Source organism: Couchioplanes caeruleus, assembly GCF_003751945.1.
Lineage (GTDB): Bacteria > Actinomycetota > Actinomycetes > Mycobacteriales > Micromonosporaceae > Actinoplanes > Actinoplanes caeruleus.
On the sequence record NZ_RJKL01000001.1, the window covers coordinates 4,673,647 to 4,693,348 of the forward strand.

12 protein-coding genes are annotated in these 19,702 nt (G+C 69.9%); 11 read left to right on the forward strand and 1 reads right to left on the reverse strand.

Features of this window, described 5'->3' with window-relative positions:
• Positions 1–74: 74 nt before the first annotated feature.
• The 9 genes from EDD30_RS20740 to EDD30_RS20780 all read left to right on the forward strand — a co-directional run bounded on the left by EDD30_RS20740 (position 75) and on the right by EDD30_RS20780 (position 16,642).
• Entirely contained in the window at positions 75–3,311 is a 3,237-nt protein-coding gene (locus EDD30_RS20740; protein WP_244945339.1) for an AMP-binding protein, read from the forward strand.
• A gap of 80 nt (positions 3,312–3,391) precedes the next feature.
• On the forward strand, positions 3,392–3,976 hold the full coding sequence (locus EDD30_RS20745; protein WP_170208277.1) for a DUF1579 family protein: 585 nt from the start codon (positions 3,392–3,394) through the stop codon (positions 3,974–3,976).
• Between the two features lie 191 nt (positions 3,977–4,167).
• Entirely contained in the window at positions 4,168–5,517 is a 1,350-nt protein-coding gene (locus EDD30_RS20750; RefSeq protein ID WP_123678408.1) for a lysine N(6)-hydroxylase/L-ornithine N(5)-oxygenase family protein, read from the forward strand.
• Positions 5,518–5,566: 49 nt separating this feature from the next.
• Positions 5,567–6,334 carry a thioesterase II family protein gene (locus tag EDD30_RS20755; protein WP_123678409.1) on the forward strand — a complete coding sequence of 256 codons (768 nt, stop codon included), beginning with the start codon at positions 5,567–5,569 and terminating at the stop codon, positions 6,332–6,334.
• Positions 6,318–7,556 (forward strand): aminotransferase class III-fold pyridoxal phosphate-dependent enzyme, encoded by a 1,239-nt coding sequence (locus EDD30_RS20760; RefSeq protein ID WP_123678410.1) that lies wholly within the window; start codon positions 6,318–6,320, stop codon positions 7,554–7,556. Before EDD30_RS20755 ends, EDD30_RS20760 begins: the two co-directional genes overlap by 17 nt.
• 242 nt (positions 7,557–7,798) lie before the next feature.
• Entirely contained in the window at positions 7,799–9,304 is a 1,506-nt protein-coding gene (locus tag EDD30_RS20765; RefSeq protein WP_123678411.1) for a polyketide synthase dehydratase domain-containing protein, read from the forward strand.
• Positions 9,305–9,454: 150 nt separating this feature from the next.
• On the forward strand, positions 9,455–12,232 hold the full coding sequence (locus EDD30_RS20770; protein WP_244945340.1) for a helix-turn-helix transcriptional regulator: 2,778 nt from the start codon (positions 9,455–9,457) through the stop codon (positions 12,230–12,232).
• Between the two features lie 115 nt (positions 12,233–12,347).
• On the forward strand, positions 12,348–13,202 hold the full coding sequence (locus tag EDD30_RS20775) for a 4'-phosphopantetheinyl transferase family protein (protein WP_342353742.1): 855 nt from the start codon (positions 12,348–12,350) through the stop codon (positions 13,200–13,202).
• Between the two features lie 269 nt (positions 13,203–13,471).
• Complete coding sequence (locus tag EDD30_RS20780) at positions 13,472–16,642, forward strand: AfsR/SARP family transcriptional regulator (RefSeq protein ID WP_123678413.1); 3,171 nt, start codon at positions 13,472–13,474, stop codon at positions 16,640–16,642.
• Between the two features lie 204 nt (positions 16,643–16,846).
• Here EDD30_RS20780 and EDD30_RS38380 read toward each other — a convergent pair whose 3' ends face one another.
• Entirely contained in the window at positions 16,847–17,044 is a 198-nt protein-coding gene (locus tag EDD30_RS38380) for a hypothetical protein (RefSeq protein ID WP_148088149.1), read from the reverse strand.
• 299 nt (positions 17,045–17,343) lie between these two features.
• Here EDD30_RS38380 and EDD30_RS20785 point away from each other — a divergent pair, with 299 nt between their 5' ends.
• Positions 17,344–17,682, forward strand: a complete 339-nt coding sequence (locus EDD30_RS20785) for a hydroxyisourate hydrolase (RefSeq protein WP_148088150.1) — start codon at positions 17,344–17,346, stop codon at positions 17,680–17,682.
• Positions 17,683–17,704: 22 nt separating this feature from the next.
• On the forward strand, positions 17,705–19,423 hold the full coding sequence (locus tag EDD30_RS20790) for a 2-isopropylmalate synthase (protein ID WP_123678415.1): 1,719 nt from the start codon (positions 17,705–17,707) through the stop codon (positions 19,421–19,423).
• Positions 19,424–19,702 lie beyond the last annotated feature (279 nt).

Here is a 19,702-nt window from a genome sequence, read left to right on the forward strand (position 1 = left end):
ATTCACATCCCGGAAAATGGGAAGTGACTGGCGAATTTCTTTAATTCCCGCGCTGTTGCTGAGGGGTGATCTGTGTGCGCTCTTTCGATGCGTCTCCCGCACATAAAGGACTGTGGCTGGCGGACGGAATGGCGTCCGACACGCTGAACCACGCGCTGACCATGTGGGACGTGGCCGGTGAGCTGGACGCGGCGGCCATGGAGTCCGCATTCCTGCGCGTGCTAGACGAGGCGGAGGTCCTGCGCGTCAATTTCGTCGACGAAGGGGAGGGGCTGCGGCTGGTGCCCCGGGAGCTGGGGGACTGGCGGCCGTTCTTCCTCGACCTCAGCGACGCTCCGGATCCCGAGCAGGCCGCTCGGGAGGCCCTGACCGACCTGGTGCGCCGGCCGTTCGACCTGGCGCGGGACCTGCTGTTTCGGCTGGGCACGGTCAAGCTCGCCGCTGACCGGTCGCTGCTGGTGATCGCCTACCACCACGTCATCGCGGACGGCTTCGGCGCCGGCGGCCTGCTCTCGCGGCGCCTCGCCGAGGTGTACACGGCACTCGTGCAGGGGCAAGATGTTGCGCAGCTGCCGCACTCCTGGGACGTCGGGTCGTTCGCGGCCATGTCGACGCAGTACCTCGCCTCGGAGAAGTCCGGCGAGGACATCGAGTTCTGGCGCGACTACCTGAAGGAAGCGCTCCCGGCGGCGCAGATTCCCCAGGTCGTCGTCCCGGAGGCGATGCACGACGAACTCACCGCGCCGATGAGCGACGCGGACCGCTGGGCCGAGGTGGCCGGTGCGATCGGTATGTCCGCCCGGACGCTGACCGTCCCGCGGGCGGAGGCCGACGCCTGGACCGCGGCCGCGGCGTCGATGGGCGTGTGGATGTCGACGATGCTGACCACGGCCACGGCGGCGTTCCTGCGGCACCGCTGTGATCTCCCGGAGTTTCTGCTCTCCCTGGCCACCGGCAACCGGGCCGGGGCGGCCGGCACGACCCCCGGCCTGGCCGTGAACGTGGTGCCGGTACGGATCCGAGTCCCGCTCGGCGCGACCGTCGCCGAGCTGGCCGACGCGATCGTCGACGAGACCTTCGAGGTCGCCGGGCACACCCTCTGCCACTACTCGGAGATCCAGCGCGCGAGTGGAACGGCTCCCAGCGAGCGCGGGAGCTTCGGCGCCGTCGTGAACGTCATCGAGTTCGTCGACCAGCTGCACTTCGGCGGCCACCCGGCGCGCTACTCCGGGGCGACGACCGGCAGCTTCAACGAGCTCTCGATCGGCGTCTACACCGACGGAACCGCCGACAGCGACCTGTTCATCCGCCTCGACGCGCCCGCGAGCCTGTACTCCCGGGCGCAGCTGCGCCTGATCGGCGAGGACCTGATCGCGTACGTCCGGGCCGTGGTGGCGGACGCCGGACGGCCGATCGGCGCGTTGGACGTGCTCGGCGGCGCCGAGCGGGCCCGGCTGCTGGCGACGCCGGACCGCACGCTCGCGCCAGGCTCGACGATCCCGGAGCTGTTCGCCCAGCAGGTGGCCCGGGACCCCGCGGCCGTCGCGATCGTGTCCGGCGACTCGGCGATCTCCTACCGGGCACTCGACGAGCGGTCCAGCCGCCTGGCCGCGGCGCTGCGCCGCAGGCGCATCGGGCCGGAGACGGTCGTGGCGGTGGCGATGCCTCGGTCCGTAGACCTGGCCGTCGCGCTGCTGGGCGTGGTTAAGGCGGGCGGGGCCTACCTCCCGATCGACCCCGGCCTGCCGGCGGAGAAGATCGAGACCCGGGCGAGGGCGGCCGGCGCGCAGGCGCTGTTGGTCGAGATCGCGACGGCCGCGCAGCTGCCGGCAGACGCGCAGCTGCCGGCGATCGTGTACGAAGACCTGCGGCTGGACAACACCGGCGACACCGGCGAGCCGGCCCCGCTGCATCCCGGCAACGCGCTCGCCGTCACGTACGGCTGCGATCCGGCCGATGCCATCACGGGCGTCGTGGTCACCCACCGGAACCTGGCGCGGTACGTCCTGGATCGGCACTGGCCGCAGGAGGGCCCCGGCACCGTGCTGTGGCACACCTCTGCAGCCGGCGACGCGCTCGCCCTCGAACTGTGGCTGCCGCTGCTGCGCGGCGGCCAGGTCGTCGTGGCTGCGCAGGAGGAACTGGACGGCGACGCGCTCGTCGCACTGCGGGCCGACCACCGGATCTCCCTGGCTTGGCTCCCCGCCGGTGTGCTGTCGGCCGTGGCGGCGCAGCGCCCCGACGCCCTGGTGGGGTTGAGTGAGGTGTGGACCGGGGCCGACCAGGTGCCCCGGGCCGCGCTGCAACGCATCCGTGAGGCCTGCCCGGGGCTGTCGATCGTCAACGGACACGGCCCGGTGGACACGACCGCGCTCATCCCGGCTCGCGGCTGGGCCGCCGACGAGCAGGCGCCCGACGCCGCGGCCGGTGGGCTGACCGACGGCACCGCCCGCTACGTGCTGGGTCCGGGGCTGGCGCCGGTCCCGGCCGGCGTGGCCGGCGAGCTATACGTGGCCGGGCCCGCCGTCGCGCGCGGCTATGCCGGGCTGCCCTTGCACACCGCGCAGCGGTTCGTCGCCTGTCCGTTCGGCCCGGCCGGTGCGGTCATGTACCGCACCGGGGACCGCGTGCGGTGGGGTGCCGACGGCCGGCTGGAGTATGTAGGCCGCGCCGGTGCCCGGCCGCGGATCCGCGGGGTCGAGGTCGACACGGGCCACGTCGAAGAGGCGCTGTCCGCGCACCCCAGGCTGGCGCAGTCACTGGTGGTCGTCCGAGAAGACGGCGCCGGGCAGCAGCGCCTGGTGGCGTACGTGGTCCCGGTGCCGGGCAGCGGCGCCGCCGACGCGGGTGCCCCCGACCCCCGCGCCGAGCTTTCCCACGAGGAGCTGAGCCGGTTCGCCGCCGCTCGGGTGCAGGAGTCGCTGCTGCCCTCGGCGTTCGTGGTGCTTGACCGGCTGCCGGTCACGGCCGGCGGGCGCGTGGACCGGTCCAGGCTGCCGGAGCCCAAGCTTCCCGACGGGCGGTACCGGGCGCCGCGCAACCGTACCGAGCAGGTGCTGGCGAAGCTCTTCGCCGAGGTGCTCGAGCTGGGCCGAGTCGGCATCGACGAGGACTTCTTCGACCTCGGCGGCAACTCGCTGCGGGCGATCAGGCTGGTCGGGCTGATCCGCGCGGAACTGAAGCTGGAGGTCTCCATCCGCACGCTGTTCGCCGCGCGCACCATCGCCGGCCTGTCGGAGCGCCGGGAAAACCTCGCCCAGTCGAGCAGGCCTGCCCTGCGCCGGCGGACCAAGGGCGGCGCGGTCGTCTGAGCCCCGGCTCGCGACCGCTCATTCGGAACAACTACAGCGACATCGAATCCACGATGCCGCCGAATCTAGAAGGAATGCAGATGACATCGAAGAACATGGTTACCGGAGTGGCCGTCGCAGGGGTGGCGCTGCTCGCCGCCGTGGTGGTCGGCCCCGCCGTCGCCCACGCCACCGAGCCGTTCGGTGGGTCGGCCCGACGGGTGGCTCCGGCCGCCGGGATGCAGCCGTTGAGCTCGCTGATCGGCTCCTGGAACTGCTCCGGGTCGATCACCGCCCCGGACGGCAGCAAGAAGGCGTTCGCCACGACCTCCACCGCGAAGTTCATCCTCAACGGGAACTTCATGCGCTGGCAGGAGACGAACAGCATGAACGGCACCCCGATCGCCTCGGCCGAGTACATCTGGGGCTGGGACGCTCAGCACAAGTACTTCACCGTGGACCGTTTCGACGACTCCGGACAGCGCGGTGCGCAGACGTCTCCCGGCTGGGTCGGCGCCGCGCTGACCGCGAGCGGCGCCCTGGTCCAGTCGGACGGTTCCTCGATCTCGCTGACCACGACGCTCACCAAGACCGGCAAGAAAGCCCTCACCGTGCGGGCGGTGGTCAATCTGGGGGCCGCGGCCGGCGGTGCGACCGTGGTGTCCGAGTCGTCCTGCACCCGTTGACGAACCAGCAGCGAGAAGGGTCATCAAGGCCGCTCGCCGTCAATCTTCCGTTACTCCCCGTACCAGATTTCGCTCACTGACGCGAGGGATCCCCGGCCGGCAACTTCGTGCCGGGGATCCTCGCAAGCCACTATTGCCGGCCAACCTGCGAACAGCGCATCGTGCGGCCATCCCGGCGGGAGAAATTATTCATGATTGATCGTGAAAACGAGACCTACGATGTGGTCGGCATCGGATTCGGCCCGTCCAACCTGGCGCTTGCTATCGCCCTGCAGGAGCGCGGGCTGGATGGGTCGGAGAGTGGGCTCAGCAGTCACTTCTTCGAGCGTCAGCACCGTTTCGGCTGGCACCGCAACATGCTGCTGCCGTCGACGACCATGCAGATCTCCTTCCTCAAGGACCTGGTGACCTTCCGTAACCCGACTTCGCGCTTCAGCTTCATCTCCTTCCTGCACGCGTCGGGGCGCCTCCCGCAGTTCGTCAACAACCAGGACTTCTTCCCGACCCGTCAGGAGTTCCACCAGTATCTGGAGTGGGCGCAGTCGCAGGTGGCCGGACATGTCTCGTACGGCTCGGAGGTGACCTCGATCCAGCCGGTGCAGGACGCCACCGGGGAGGCGCCGGACCGGCTGCGGCTGACCGTGGTGGCGGGTGCCACCGGCCAGGTCGACCGCGTGGTCGAGGCACGGAACGTGGTGATCTCGACGGGCCTGGTCCCGCGGATGCTCGACGGGGTCGAGAGCGACGAGCGGGTCTGGCACAGCTCGGAGTTCCTGCACAAGTTCCACTGCATGGACCCCGCGAGCCTGCGCCGGGTCGCGGTGGTCGGTGCGGGTCAGAGCGCCGCAGAGATCACCAGGTTCCTGTACGACCAACTGCCGCACGCCGAGGTCTCGGCGATCATCCCGTCCTACGGCTACTCCGTCGCGGACGACACCCCCTTCGCCAATCAGATTTTCGACCCCGGAGCCGTTGACGACTACTACTTCGGCTCCGAGCAGACGCGCGAGGCGTTCTGGCGGTACCACCGCAACACGAACTACTCGGTCGTCGACGACGAGGTGATCCGCGACCTCTACCGCAGGACGTACGACGACGAGGTGCGCGGCGTCCAGCGGCTGCACTTCCTCAATCTGACAAGGGTCGTCGACGTCAAGCGCGCCGGCCCCGAGACCCGCGTCTCGCTGCGAGTCGGCCCCGGCGGCGAGACGCGCGAGCTCGAGGTGGACGCGCTCGTCTGCGCGACCGGCTACCACTCGATGGAACCCACCAAGCTGCTGCGCGACCTCGACCAGCACTGCCTGCGCGACGAGGCCGGCCGGTTCCGGATGGAACGCGACTACCGCATCGCCACCACGCCGTACCTCTCCAGCGGCATCTACCTGCAAGGCGGCACCGAGCACACGCACGGCCTGAGCTCCTCGCTGCTGTCCAACATCGCCGTGCGCAGCGGCGAGATCACCGATTCGATCGTCGCCCGGGGCGCCGGCCTGAGCACCAAGCGGTCCATGTTCGCCCAAGCCGCGGGCGGCATCCGCTAGGCGGGTCGCGCACGGCCTTCCGCGGCGGGCGTGTAAAGGAGGGTGTTCGATGAGAACTCGGGTGCGAGACCGGTGGTTACGTCGCTTCCGTGATGGCGAAGGGTGTACGACGAAGCTCGTCTGCTTTCCCCACGCTGGCGGCTGGGCCAGCGCGTACCGCACCTGGCCCGCGGGTCTGCCGGCGGACGTCGGCGTGCTCGCCGTCCGGTACCCGGGTCGGGAGGACCGGATCGGTGAGCCGTCGCCGTCCAGTTTGGAGGCGCTCGCGGACGACGTCGCCGATGCGCTCGACGAGCAGGCCGGGCACCGGTTGGTGCTGTTCGGCCACAGCATGGGCGCGTCGGTGGCCTACGAGGTGGCCGTCCGCCTGCACCAACGGGGGCGTCCGCCGGTCGCGCTGTGCGTATCCGCGCGGCTGCCGCCGAAGGCGCTGGTGGATCAGCCACGCTTCGACGCCACCGACGACGAGATCATCGCGGCGATCGTGCGTCAGGACGAGAGCCGTACCGAGGTCTTCGCCGACCTGGAACTGCGGGAGTTCGCGCTGCCGGCCATCCGCGCGGACCTGGAGTTGGTCAACGACTATCGGGGCGGCCCACGGCCCGCGCTCGACTGCCCGGTGTTCGGCTACGCCGGAGAGAGCGACGCCGCGGTCGGGCGGGAACAGATGCGCGGGTGGGCGGACGTCACGCGCGGTCCCTTCCGGCTCCGGGTGTTCCCCGGCGGGCACTTCTACCTCAGGACCGAGGAGACCCGGCTGCTGACCGCCATGGCGCAGGTCTGCATCCGCGGAGGCCGGTATGAGACTCCGGGATGACGGCGGCAGCCGGGAACCGCTGACCGGGTGCCGGCCGCGCACGCCGGCGGGAGACCGCGGCGCTCCCGGCCCGCGCCTGGTCGAGGGCGTCGGCGCGGTCGTGACCGACGACGCCGGCCGCGACTACCTCGACCTGCTCGGCGGCGCCGCGGCGAACGTCCTGGGCCATGCTCACCCGGCAGTCGTGGCCGCGGTGTCCGCGCAGGCGGCCGCTCCCGGGCACGCCGCCGGCCGCGGCGGGGCCGGGCCGGCCGTGCTCCTGGCCGAGTTGTTGCTCGCCCTGACCGGCCGTGGGCGGGTGCTGTTCACCGACTCGGGCGCGGCGGCGAACGAGACGGCGGTCGAGGCTTGCCGGCGCACCGGACGCTCCCAGGTGGTCACGGCGGCCGGGTCGTTGACCGGTCCGGCGGCGGGCCCACCGCCGCGGACCGGCCGGTCGGGGGAGGGTGACCCGTCCCGGGCGCTGCCGGACGATGTCACGCCGGTGCCGTTCGGGGATGTCGAGGCGCTGCGTGCTGCGGTCGGCGGCGCCACGGCGGCGGTGGTCCTGGAGCCGATCCAGGGCGGGAGCGGTGTGGTCGTGCCGCCGCCCGGCTACCTCGCGGCGGCCCGGGAGATCTGTACGGCGGCGGGAGCGTTGCTGGTGCTCGACGAGGTGGGGACCGGCCTCGGGCGGACCGGGTACTGGTTCCACTATCAGAGCGAGGGCGTCGAGCCGGACGTCGTCACCCTCGCCGTGGGGTCCGGCGGCGGCCTGCCGCTCGGGGCCTGCCTGGCGTTCGGGCCGGCCGCGGACCTGCTCACCCACCGGACCGCCCCCGCGGCGGCGTCCGGCGGCGATCCGGTCGACTACGCGGCCGGGCTCGCCGTGATCCGGACCATCGCCGGCAAGGGCCTGCTCGATCACGTCAAGCGGGTCGGCGGCCAGCTGCGCGGCGGCATCGAGGCGCTGGCGCACCCGCTGGTCGCCGGGGTGCGCGGCGCCGGGCTGCTGCTGGGCATCGTGCTGGCGGAGCCGGTCGCCGTGCCGGTGACGGACCGGCTGCGCGCGGCCGGCTTCCTCGTCGATGCCGTCCGGCCTGGCGTGATCCGGCTCGCGCCACCGCTGATCCTGACGGCGGCGCAGGCCGACGCCTTCGTCGCTGCGCTGGAGCAGGCGCTGGGCGGCGTCTCGGTGGCACCTCCACGACCCCAGCGGCTACTGCTGCGCGACGCGGCCTGACCGTCAGCTCCTGCCGGGCCACGTCGGCCCGCCGGTCGTGCTGCCGCGGCGGGACGGCATCAACCCGGCTGGTCATCGGAACCGCCTGGACCCCAGTGCCAGCCGGCCGTTTGCCGACTTATAGCTTGAGATGACCGTTTGGCTGGGATAAGGGGGCGCTGGTCGGTTAAGGGGTACTGCCGGGCCGCGCATCGATCCACCATGGACTCGGAGACGCCCACGGGCGAGGGAGGGCGGCAGGGATGAACGAAGACACGGGACCTCTCGACGATATCCACCGCGGCGGCCGGGATCTCGGAGAACGACTCTCCGCCCAGATGGCCAGGCTGGACGCCGGCGGTCTCACTCGGCTCGATCACCCGTTGCTCACCGTCGCCATTTCCGCTCCGGAGACCGGCGGCGTCATCCTCGCCGGGCGCCTCGCGCCGGAGACCCACCCCTGGCTGACCGACCATCGCGTGTCCGACACCGTGCTGCTGCCCGGCACCGCCCACGTCGACCTGGCGCTGCGTGCCGGAGCCGAGATCGGCTTCCCGGTGCTGGCCCGCCTGGTACACGAGGTGCCGCTGGCCGTTCCCGCCCACGGCGCCGTCCAACTGCAGGTCGTGGTGGGTGAGCGGACCGGCGCCGGAACCCGGCCGGTGCGGATCTGGTCACGACCGGAGGGCGCGGCCGACGCGGTGTGGATGCGCCACGCGAGCGGAGAGCTCACCGCCAGCGATCTTGCGGCAGCGGACGACCTCGGCGAGTGGCCGCCCCCGGAAGCGACGCCACTGGCCGTCGACGGAGGCCACGAACGGCTGCGCGCTGTCGGTAGCCGCTCCGGTTCGGGCCTGCGTGCTGCCTGGCGATACCGCGACGACCTGTACGCCGAGGTCGAGCTGCCCGACGCCGCCCACGGCGATCCGGCGGCCTTCGGGATTCACCCCGCCCTGCTCGACGCCGTCCTGCAGGTCGGGCTGCTCGGCGCCGGCGCCGAAGCTGTTGCCTTCCCGGTAGCCTGGAACACGGTCGTCCTGCGCGCTGCCGGTGCGATCAGGCTCCGGGTCCGCCTCACGTACCCCGCCGCGGACCGGATCGGCATCACAGCCGCCGACCACACCGGGCAACCGGTACTGACGGTCGCTTCGCTGGCCACCCGGCCGGCGTCCGGCCGCGGGCCGGACGCCCAGATCGGGGAGAGCGCGCTGTTCGCGGTGCAGTGGTCGCCGATGACCACCATCGGCCCCGTCGTCGACCCGGAAGTTGTGCACATCTACGGCCCCGACGACCTGGAGCTGATCGAGGCCGACTGCGCTCCGCCCGCCATCGTCGCCGGGGTCGAGCCCGCGGCGGCGGGAACGACACCCGCCCGCGGTCAGGAGAACACGGTTGCGGCGCGGCGTCTGGTCGAGGGCTGGCTCGCCCGGCCGGACCTGGTCGAGTCGCGGCTCGTCCTGGTGACCCGCCGGGCCGTATCGGTCGGCGAGCACGACCACGCCGACCTCGCCGTCGCCCCCGTCTGGGAACTGGTGCGCGCGGCCCAGGCCGCGAACCCGGACCGGATCGTGCTGCTCGACACGGACGCCGCCCCCGACGAGGACATCGCCGGCCCGCTGCTGGCGCGGGCGATGGCCAGCGGCGAGACGGAACTCGCTATCCGCGGCGCCGAACTGCTGGCGCCCCGGCCGGTGCCGCTCTCCGGCGGGATTCGCGACGCACCCGGTCACCCTCCGGCGCGGACGCCTGCAAGGCACCGCACGGCTTGACCGCCGGCCCGGAGCAGCGCGATAAGGACGCGAAGGCGGCTCGATAGCGGCGTGCCCGACAGTGCTATCAGGTGCCGGGATATCCGGTCGCCTCCCGGCCGGCGTGGTTCCGGATGGAGGTCGGGGTTCGGGGGATTCGACAGGAGCGCCATGATGAAATTGATTGAGCGGGACGAGGCGGCGACGCGCCTGGATGAGCTTCTGGCCGACGCGATCGCCGGCCGGGGTCGACTGGCACTGGTCACCGGCACCGTTGCGACGGGTAAGAGCGAACTTCTCGCGGCGCTCGCCGAACGGTCCATGGAGCAGGGCGCGCTGGCGGTGACCGCGACCGGCTCGGCGGACGAGCGCGCGCTACCGCTCGCCCTGCTGAGCCAGCTCTTCCACGACGCGCCGCTGGTTGCCGAGGACCGGCAGCGAGCGATGGAGCTGTTGCTCGAGGGCACCAGGGCCACGCTCCCCGGCGCCGACCAGGGCGAGGGCCGACTGGACGCGCAGATCATTCACGGCCTCTGCACGGTGCTGCTGGAATTGGCCGAGCGCTGCCCGCTGGCGCTTCTCATCGACGACGCCCAGCACGCGGACCGGGAATCGTTGATTTGCCTCTCCTACCTGGTGCGTCGGTCCCGCTCGGCCAGAATCCTCGTGGTCTTCACCAGGAGTACGTTCGGCATCGACACTGAGTCGAGCTGGCACACCGAGCTGGTACGGCCGGGTAACGGCGCGCGCATCGACCTGGGACCGCTGACCGGCGCGGGTGTCCGACGCTACCTCGAGGCGCACGCCGGCGTCGAGGTGGCCGAGCGGTTCGCCGACCACTGGCACGAGCTCAGCGGCGGCAACCCGGTGTTGATCGAGGGTCTACTCAGCGACTTCCGCCGGGTGGCCACCGAGACCGGTCGCGAACCGGACGAGGGTTTCGTGGGAGACGGCTTTGGCTCGGCGCTGATGTCGTGCCTGTACCGGGGTGACGAACGGTTGCTCGAGGTGATTCGGGGCATCGCGGTACTGGACGATGCGGATCCGGAGAACCTGAACCGGCTTATCGGGCTGGACGCGCCGCGGGTGGCGCAAGCCGTTCGTGCGCTCACCACGGCCGGCGTCCTCGGTATGCGGTCGTTCCGCCATCCGGCGGCGTGCGCGGCCGTGCTCAACGACGTGCGGCAGGATCGGCGATCCGAGTTGCATCGGCGTGCGGCGGTGTTGGCATACGGCCGGGGCGCCTCACCCCGAGTCGTGGCCGAGCACCTGGTCAACGCCACCGGCGTGCAGGAGACCTGGGCGTTCACCGTGCTGGAGGACGCCGCCCGCCAGGCGTTGCGGGAGGGGCGCGTCGAGGCCGCGGTCCGCTATCTCAAGCTGGCCTGGAAGGTCTGCGCCGAGGACCAGGCTCGGCTTCGCATCATGGCCACGCTGGTACGCGCCGAATGGCGGATCAATCCGAGCACGTCGGCCGACTACCTGCCCGAGCTGTCCGGGGCACTGCAGAAGGGTGTGCTACGCGGCAGCGACGCGATCGTGCTGATCAAGGCGCTGCTCTGGCACGGCCAGTTCCGCGAGGCGGAACACGTGCTGGGCCGCCTCGTGGCCCCCGGTGGCGAGATGGACGCCGACACCGCCGCCGAGTTGGCGGTTGCCCGGCCCTGGTTGCGCTGCACGTACGCCCCGGTCGCCGCGCACCTGCCCACGGTCACCGCCAATGTGTCGACTGTGTCGGAAAGCCGTCGGCTGGCTGCGGCTCGGGCCCTCGCCATGGCGATCAGCACCAGCCCCGGTCCGGACCTCAGCGAGACGCTGGAGCGGATTCTACGTGGATCGCGCCTCGACGAGATGTCGCTGGACACCGTGGAGAGCGCGTTGCTGGCGCTCACCTATTCCGGCCATGCCGACAAGGCCGCGGGCTGGTGTGACCTGTTCGTCGAGGAGGCGTATACCCGCCGGGCACCGAGCCGGCAGGCGCGTCTCGCGGTGGTCCGGGCCGAGGTTGCGTTGCGGATGGGCGCCCTGCCCACGACGTTCCGCTATGCCCGTACGGCGCTGGAGATCATGCCGCCGGCCAGCTGGGGTGTGGCGATCGGTCATCCGCTGTCCTTGCTGATCAACGCCGCGGTGGCGATGGGCGAGTTCGACGACGTCCGTGAATGGCTGGACCAGCCGGTGCCGGCTGCGATGTTCGAGACCCGCTACGGCCTGCACTACCTGCAGGCACGAGGGCGGTACAGCCTCGCCACCGAACACCCCAACCTGGCCCTGCGGGACTTCCTGCGGTGCGGTGACCTCATGACGGCCTGGGGCGCCGACGCTCCCGGCCTGGTCGCCTGGCGTTCCGATGCGGCGGAGGCCTATCTGCGGATGGACCGCCCGTCGCAGGCGCGCAAGCTCGTTGAGACACACCTGGAAAAGTGCACGGGGCAGATGACGCGGGCGCGGGGCGTTGCACTGCGGCTACTGGCCGCTACCGAACAGATGCGGCACCGGCCCATGCTGCTGCGGCAGTCGGCCGACCTGCTGCAGCGCAGCGGCGACCAGTACGAGCTGGCTCGCACGCTGGCTGACCTGGCGCAGGCCTATCTCGCGGTCGGTGAGTCGCGTCGGGCCGGAGCTATCGGGCAGCGAGCCCGGGCGCTGGCCGACTCCTGCGCGGCCGTGCCGCTGATCCGGGCGCTGGGCCTGGACGACGATGAGGAATTCGGTGTTCCGGCGGAGGCCTTAGCGCCGGAGGACCCGGCCGTGGCGCTCAGCGACGCCGAACGCCGGGTGGCCGCGTTGGCCGCGGTCGGCTACACGAACCGGGAAATCGCCGAAAAGCTCTACATCACTACGAGCACCGTCGAGCAGCATCTCACCCGTACGTATCGCAAGCTGAACGTCAAGCGCCGCGGCGACCTGCCCACCAATTTGGATGCGAGCCTCATCCCGACAACCTGAGGGGTCCCCCGTCTCCTTGGGCGGGCGGCCCGGACTTCGCTGGAGTCCGGGCCGCCCATTTTGCCGGCTTCGGCGCGGCGATGCGGCCCCTGCGGTGGGGAGGAACCTCCCTACCGTGCGGATTCAAGCCCGAGAACGACCGCTCGCGGATATCGCTCGCGGTCGCCGACTCCTAGCATGCAATCAGCACAACAGTCAGCATTTCCGGTGCCGACTCTGCGGCGACACACTCAGCCATCGCGGGGAGATTATGATCGAGGCCATCCTTCCTGCCGACGTGGCGGCGGTCGACACATTCGACGATCCGCCGGACGCGGTGTTGCTCCCGGGCGAGGAGCAGATCATCGGTTCGTCGGTCGAGAAGCGGCGGCGAGAGTTCATCACGGCCCGGCACTGCGCCCGCCTGGCACTAGCCCGGATCGGCGTGCCACCGACGCCGATTCTGTCCGGAGAGTCAAGAGAGCCGCTGTGGCCCTCGGGTGTGGTCGGCGCCATCACGCACTGTGCGGGATACCGAGGGGTGGTCGTCGCGCCGTCCTCGAGAGTCACCACCGTAGGGATTGACGCCGAGCCCAACGAACCGCTGACCAACGGTGTGCTCGAGGCCGTGGCGCTGCCCGACGAACGCATTCACGTCGCCGAGCTGCTCGAGGCCCGACCGGAGATCCGCTGGGACCGCATGCTGTTCTCTGCGAAGGAGTCCGTCTACAAGTCGTGGTTTCCGCTGGCGCGTCGATGGCTGGACTTCGAGGATGCGGTGGTCACGATGCGGCCCGGCTCGGCCGGCGCGTTGGCGGGCGACTTCGAGGCGCGACTCCTGGTGACCGGTCCCCGGGTGGACGGCAAACGAGTCACCGGATTCACCGGGCGGTGGCTGGTGGACCACGGGCTGATCCTGACCGCGATCGTCGTTCCTGTTGCGGTATCGACGGGGCCGTCGCACACTCGAGTATCCGTTGACGCACGGTAACGTGCATCCCGTTCCGCCATACCGTCGATAGTGCTCTATATATCATCGGTGGAGACGCTCCACAAGTGACTGCGTGGCCAGCTCTTCATGTGCGAACGTTTGGTCCACCGCATGCCCTTTGGGTGGCGCCGTCGACTGACGATCACATAATCTTCGATCCGACGAGGGTACTCGTTGACTAATCGGCTGGGCACGCCTTGGCGAGCTCAGCCGGCTCATGGGCGCATCGGGGGCCCCAGGTCGCGTTACCCTCAACGGGGGAGGCGCATGTGCAGGTCCTGGTCCTGGGAGCACTCGAAGTTGTTATCGGAGACCGTCCGCTCGAACTCGGCGCGCAGCGGCAGCAGATCATCCTGGGCACACTGGCTCTAGAGGCGAACCGGGTGATCCGGGTGACCCGGCTCATGGAGGCGCTCTACGGCGACGATCTGCCGTCGACGTCACGAGTGCAGGTTCAGATTTGCATTTCGGCCTTGCGGAGGCGGTTCACCGAAAATGGCTATCCCGATGCCATCGGCACGCGCAGTCAGGGTTACTCCCTACATCTGCCGTCGGGCGGTCTCGACCTTCACCAGTTCGAGGATGCACTGACCCAGGCGCGCCAACTCCGTGAGTTCCGCCGGCTTGACGAATCCGTCACCCAGTACCGCACGGCCCTGGGGCTGTGGCGTGGACCGGCGCTCGATGGGCTGGAGAGCCGGGTAGTCCGCCAGGCGGCCGACCGGCTGGGGGAACGCCGCCTGGCGGTCACCGAGGAGTGCGTCGAGCTCGAACTGCGGCTCGGCCGGCATCGTGAGCTGATCGACGAGCTGATTGCGCTGGTCGACGAGCACCCGCTGCGCGGGCGGCTGCGCGAGCACCTCATGCTCGCGCTCTACCGCTCCGGGCGGCAGGCCGAGGCGCTGGAGACGTACCGGTCGGCGCGCCGGCTCTTCATCGAAGAGCTGGGGCTGGAGCCGAGCGAGGAACTGCGCCGGCTGGAGCATGCCGTGCTCACCGACGATCCACAGCTCGCCCTGCCCGAGCAGGCCAGCGCTCCGCTGCGGGCCGCGCCGACGGTGTCGGCTCCCGTGGCGACGACGAGCCGCGAGTCGGTCGAGCAGCCGGCGTCCGAGCCGAGCGCGCCGTCGGTCCCCCCGCCGTACGGTGCGCCCGCCGTCGGCAAGGTGTCCCCGATCTCCGGCGTACCCGCCGCCGGCCCGGCGGTCTCTGGCGTGCCGGTCTCGGGCGTCCCGAGCGCCGGCCCGGGAGTATCGCCGGTGCCCTGCCTGCTGCCGACCGACATCGGCGACTTCACCGGGCGCAGCCAGCAGATCGAAGCGATCCGGATGCAGTTCGAGGTCGCCACCGACAACAGTTCCCGGTTCGCTGTACCCGTCGTCGTGATGGTCGGCAAGCCGGGCATCGGTAAGACGACGCTCGCGGTGCACGCCGCGCATCGCTTGGCTGAGCGATACCCGGACGGACAGCTCTTCGCCGACCTGCACGGCCGCCGTCCGGAGCAGATCGGCCCCATGCGGGTGCTGGAACGTTTCCTGCGCGCCCTGGGCGTACCGGGCACCCAGATGCCGGAGCTGTTGGAAGAGCGCGCCGAGCTGTATCGCGCCCTCCTGGCTGATCGCCGGATGCTCGTGGTGCTGGACAACGTCGGCGGGGAGAGTCAGGTGCGGCCCATCATCCCGGGCACGTCGCAATCCGCGGTACTCATCACCAGCCGGGGCCGGCTGGGCGGTCTGCCGAGCGCGCTGCACGTCCACGTCGACCTGTTCAGCGCCGAACAATCCGTGGAGCTGCTCTCCCGGATCGCCGGCACCGAGCGGGTGCAATCCGAACTGGATTCCACGGCCGAACTCGCCGAACTCTGCGGACACCTGCCGCTCGCCCTGCGGATCGCCGGAGCGCGGCTGGCCGCTCGCCCACACTGGAGTGTCGACCATCTGGTGGACCGGCTGGCCAACGAGGCCCGACGGCTCGACGAGCTCAAGCACAGCGGGATGGGTATCCGGGCGAGCATCTCGCTGACCTACGACCACCTCGACGACGCCGCGCGGCGGTTGTTCCGCCTACTCACGGTCGTGGACTTCCCGCACATCTCGGGCTGGGTCGCCGCAGCCCTGCTGGACATCGATGTCGATGACGCCCAGGACCTGCTCGACGACCTGGCGGATGCCCAGCTCGTCGAGGTCAGCGGCACCGGGCGCGGCGTCAATGCCCAGTACCGCCTGCACGACCTTATCCGGGTCTTCGCCCGCGAGCGGCTGTTCGCCGAGGAAGTGGCCGAGGAGCGCGCGGAGGCGTTGCGCCGGGTCCTGGGCGCGTTGCTGTTCCTGGGCGAGGAGGCGCACCGCGGGGTCTACGGCGGCGATTACCTGCGTCTGCGCAGCGACGCCTCGCTGCACGAGTTGCCTGCCCGGCATGTACGCCAGCTCGTCGACCCGCCGATTCCCTGGTTCGAGCGCGAACGGCTCACCCTCGTCGCGGCGGTCCGTCAGGCTGCGCGGGCGGGCTTGGTCACGCACTGTTGGAGCCTGGCACTGATCGCGGTCACCCTGTTCGAGTCCCGGATCTACCTGAGTGACTGGCGTGAGACCCATCAGATCGCGCTGGAGGCTGCCCAGCAGGCCGGCGACGGACGCGGACACGCGGTGATGCTGTACTCGCTTGGCGCGCTGCAGATCCGGGAGCAGCGATATGCGGACGCGCTGCAGGTGCTACAGGCCGCCGGCGAGAAGTTCGACCGATCGCAGGACGAGCAAGGCGTCGCTCTGGTCAACCGGTACGTGGGCATGGTGAACCGGCTCACCGGCCGCTATGCGGAAGCCGTTGAAAATTACAGTCGGGCACTGGTGTCGTTCCGAAAGATGGGCGACCTAGTCGCGGTGGCGTTCGTGCTGCATAGCCTGGCGCACATCAAGCTCGAGCAGGGTGACTTGAACGCAGCCCGAGAGCTACTGCCGGAGGCGTTGGACTGTGCCCGGAGGGCGGGGAGCCGCCGAGTGGAGGCACAGGTGCTCCACCGACTCGGTGATACTCAGCTGAGAGCGAATGAGTTGAAGGCTGCGATCGATGTCTTCGAACAGGCGCTGTCCATCGTCCGTGAGTTGGGCGACTCGGTAGGGCAGGCCTTCGCGCTGCACGGGCTGGGCACCGCGCAATTGCGTGCGGGGGCCTTCGCGGCGAGCGGGGAGGCACTGCGCGAGGCGCTGGAGCTGGCTTGCGGAGCAGGAGAGCGGCTTATGGAGGCTCAGGTTTCCATGGTGCTAGGTGAGCTGGCCATGGCGGAAGGCGACCCGCCGCGAGCCGTGCTCTACCTGCATCGTTCACTCGGCCTGTTCCGAGCTATCTCCACGCCGCAATTGGAAGCGCGGCTGTTGGGCTTGTTGAGTGACGCATATGCCGCAAAGGATCAGTTGGATAAAGTGGCTGTCGGAGTTAGCTAATGCTGGATCAGCATTGGCGCCGGAGATCCGCCAGGATTTTGATGGGCTCATCCGCGCGTCCAAGTAGTGGAACCCTCGTGCGCGTCACTGGCTGAATCGTCTTCCTTGCTCGGTATGTTGGGCGGCCGCTGGCCGCCCAACATACCGTAAGGATTCTGCTCCGGTTCGTCGAGTGCTGGCATGTGGCGCGCTCGGCGACAGCCATCAGCCCCAGATCGTGCTGTCTTCAGAAAAGGTGGTCGGCGTCGGGGCCGGGGCCAAAGCCGAGTCGGCCTGGACGTTGGCAACCGTCGTCGCCTTCGTGGGGTGAGTCGTCAGGGTGCTGATCGTTGCGACCGCGCCGCTCGCAACGGCAAGAACAAAGCCAACGTTGACAACCGCGTTGCGAACGGTCTTACGCATAGGATTACCACACTCTCTGCTCGGGATTTCGGCTGAGCCTGTCGCTCCTCGCCGTGTTGAGCAGAACGCTATCGACGAGCCGCATCGATTCCTTATCGCCGCGCAACGGATTCGCCATCGCCGCTACCTGTTCCATTATCGCGGCGGGCGATAACGGATGGAAGCCCGAGGGATAGCGCTGTGGTGGGGACCTTGATAGGTGCTCGGCTGAGCATCGACAACCGAACAGGCCGGTCCGCCCGACCGGGCACGGCGGTCCGTGTTGTTGCCGTGTGAGCTCTGACAGGGAGGTGCTCTACATGTATGTCTCATTGCAGGCCCTCGACGGCATCTACGGAAAGCCGGCGGCTGGCCTACACGCTCGGCTCGAGCGCTCGGTGGAGGGCCGATGGTCGACGGTCGCGAACGCGGCGACCGTCGAGAACGGCACTATCGCCAGCTTCGTCGAGGGGCAACTCGCGCCGGGGCTGTACCGGGTCGTCGTCGACAGCGACCTCTACTTCTCGGGGCTCGGCTTCAGCGCCGCGTACGCGGAGATTGTCATCCCTTTCCGGGTGCGTGCAGAACCGTACGCCCGTCAGGTCCAGGTTCTGCTTACCCCGTACTCGTATTCGTTGTACTTCGGCGATCGGGCCTGACCCGACACCGGCTGAGAGAGGAATGACCGTGAGGAGCAACCCATCGACGTCAGGTCGCTACGCCCAGCCCGAGACCGTGGACCTCCCGAACCGTGCCTGGCCGTCCCGGACCATGGTGACTGCGCCGCGATGGCTGAGCACCGATCTGCGCGACGGCAATCAGTCACTGGTGAACCCGATGTCGCCGGATCGCAAGCTGGCCATGTTCAACCTTCTCGTTGAGATGGGCTTCACCGAGATCGAGGTCGGCTTCCCGGTGGCCAGCCAGGACGACCACGACTTCCTGCGTATGCTCATCGAGCGCGATCTCATTCCTGATGATGTCCGCATTTCGGTGCTGGTGCAGGCACGCGACGAGCTCATCGAGCGGACCGTGGAGAGCCTGGCCGGTGCGCGCTGCGCCACCGTTCACCTGTACAACGCGACGTCTCCGCAGTTCCGGCGGATGGTTTTCGGGATGACCCGGGCGGAGTGCAAGGACCTCGCGGTGCGGGGGACGCGGCAGTACATGAAGTACGCCGAGCGGGTCATCGGCGGTGGCGACTTCGGCTTCCAGTACTCGCCGGAGATGTTCGTCGACACCGAGCTGGACTTCTCCCTCGAGGTCTGCGAGGCCGTCATGGACGTCTGGCAGCCGGGGCCGGGTCGGCCGATCACCTTGAACTTACCCACCACCGTGGAGCGCACCACCCCGAACGTGTTCGCGGACCGGATCGAATGGCTGGACCGCAACCTGTCCCGGCGTGAGCACGTCTGTCTCTCGGTCCACCCACACAATGACCGGGGGACCGGCGTCGCCTCCGCCGAACTCGCTGTCCTGGCCGGCGCGGAGCGGGTGGAGGGTTGCCTGTTCGGCAACGGCGAGCGGGCGGGCAACGTGTGTCTCGTCACGCTCGGGCTCAACCTGCTGACCCACGGCGTCGACCCGGGGCTGGATTTCGGCGACCTGAACCGGATCCGGCGGATCGTGGAGTGGTGCAACGAGATTCCGGTGCACCCGCGGCATCCGTACGGCGGCGACATGGTCTACACCGCGTTCTCCGGATCGCACCAGGATGCGATCAAGAAGGGCTTCGACGCGCGCGCGCGGGCGATTGCGGACGGCGCCGATTCCGCCACCATGCCCTGGGAGGTGCCGTACCTGCCGCTGGATCCGCGGGATGTCGGCCGGACCTACGAGTCGTTGGTGCGGATCAACAGTCAGTCCGGCAAGGGCGGGGTGGCCTACGTGCTCGGCTCGCAGCAGGGCCTGGAGCTTCCCCGAGCGCTACGGATCGAGTTCGCCGCGGCGGTTCAGCAGGCGGCCGACGAGTGGGGCCGGGAGATCCAGCCGGACGAGATCGTCGAGATGTTCATCACCGAGTACGCCACGCCTCGTTTCGTCACCGTGCCGGTCGCGTTCCGTACCCTCGTGCCGACGGTCCTGCACGTACAGGGCGACGACTTTGTGATGGACGGCAGCCGCACCGACTCGCTCGGCGACCTCGGTGCCCACCTGGCTTCCTGGGGCATGCGGGTAGACGAGGTACGCAGGATCGGCTTCGGCGCGGCCAACACCGAGCGTGACGACGTGGTCGTGTACGCGGACTGCGAGATCGGCGAGCGGCACGTGTGGGGCGTCGGGTCGGCCACGGACCTCGACGGCGCGGCCAGAGCGGCGGTACGCGCGGCCATCACCCGGGCATTGCGGACGGCGCCGTCGAGCCGTGAGCCGGCAAAGCGGTGGCTTCGGGCCAGCTAGATGGGTGCGGATGGGGTACGACGCCGGTAAGACGATCACTTTCTAGGGGGCCCTCCTACCGCGGGAGTCAGGGGTGTACGGCGCGCTGACCGGCTGATTACGGTTGGTGCGCGGTGCGATCACGCGCCACAGCGGTCCGGCTGTGAGCGCGCCGCGCCACCACCCCCGGAAGCAGGTGACCGTGATGGGGCAGCGTTCAGCGGCCGGCGCCTCCGGTACCGGAACGATCATCGGACCGTGCGTGATGGCAGGCGCCCGGCCGGGGTTTCCTGTGTCGGC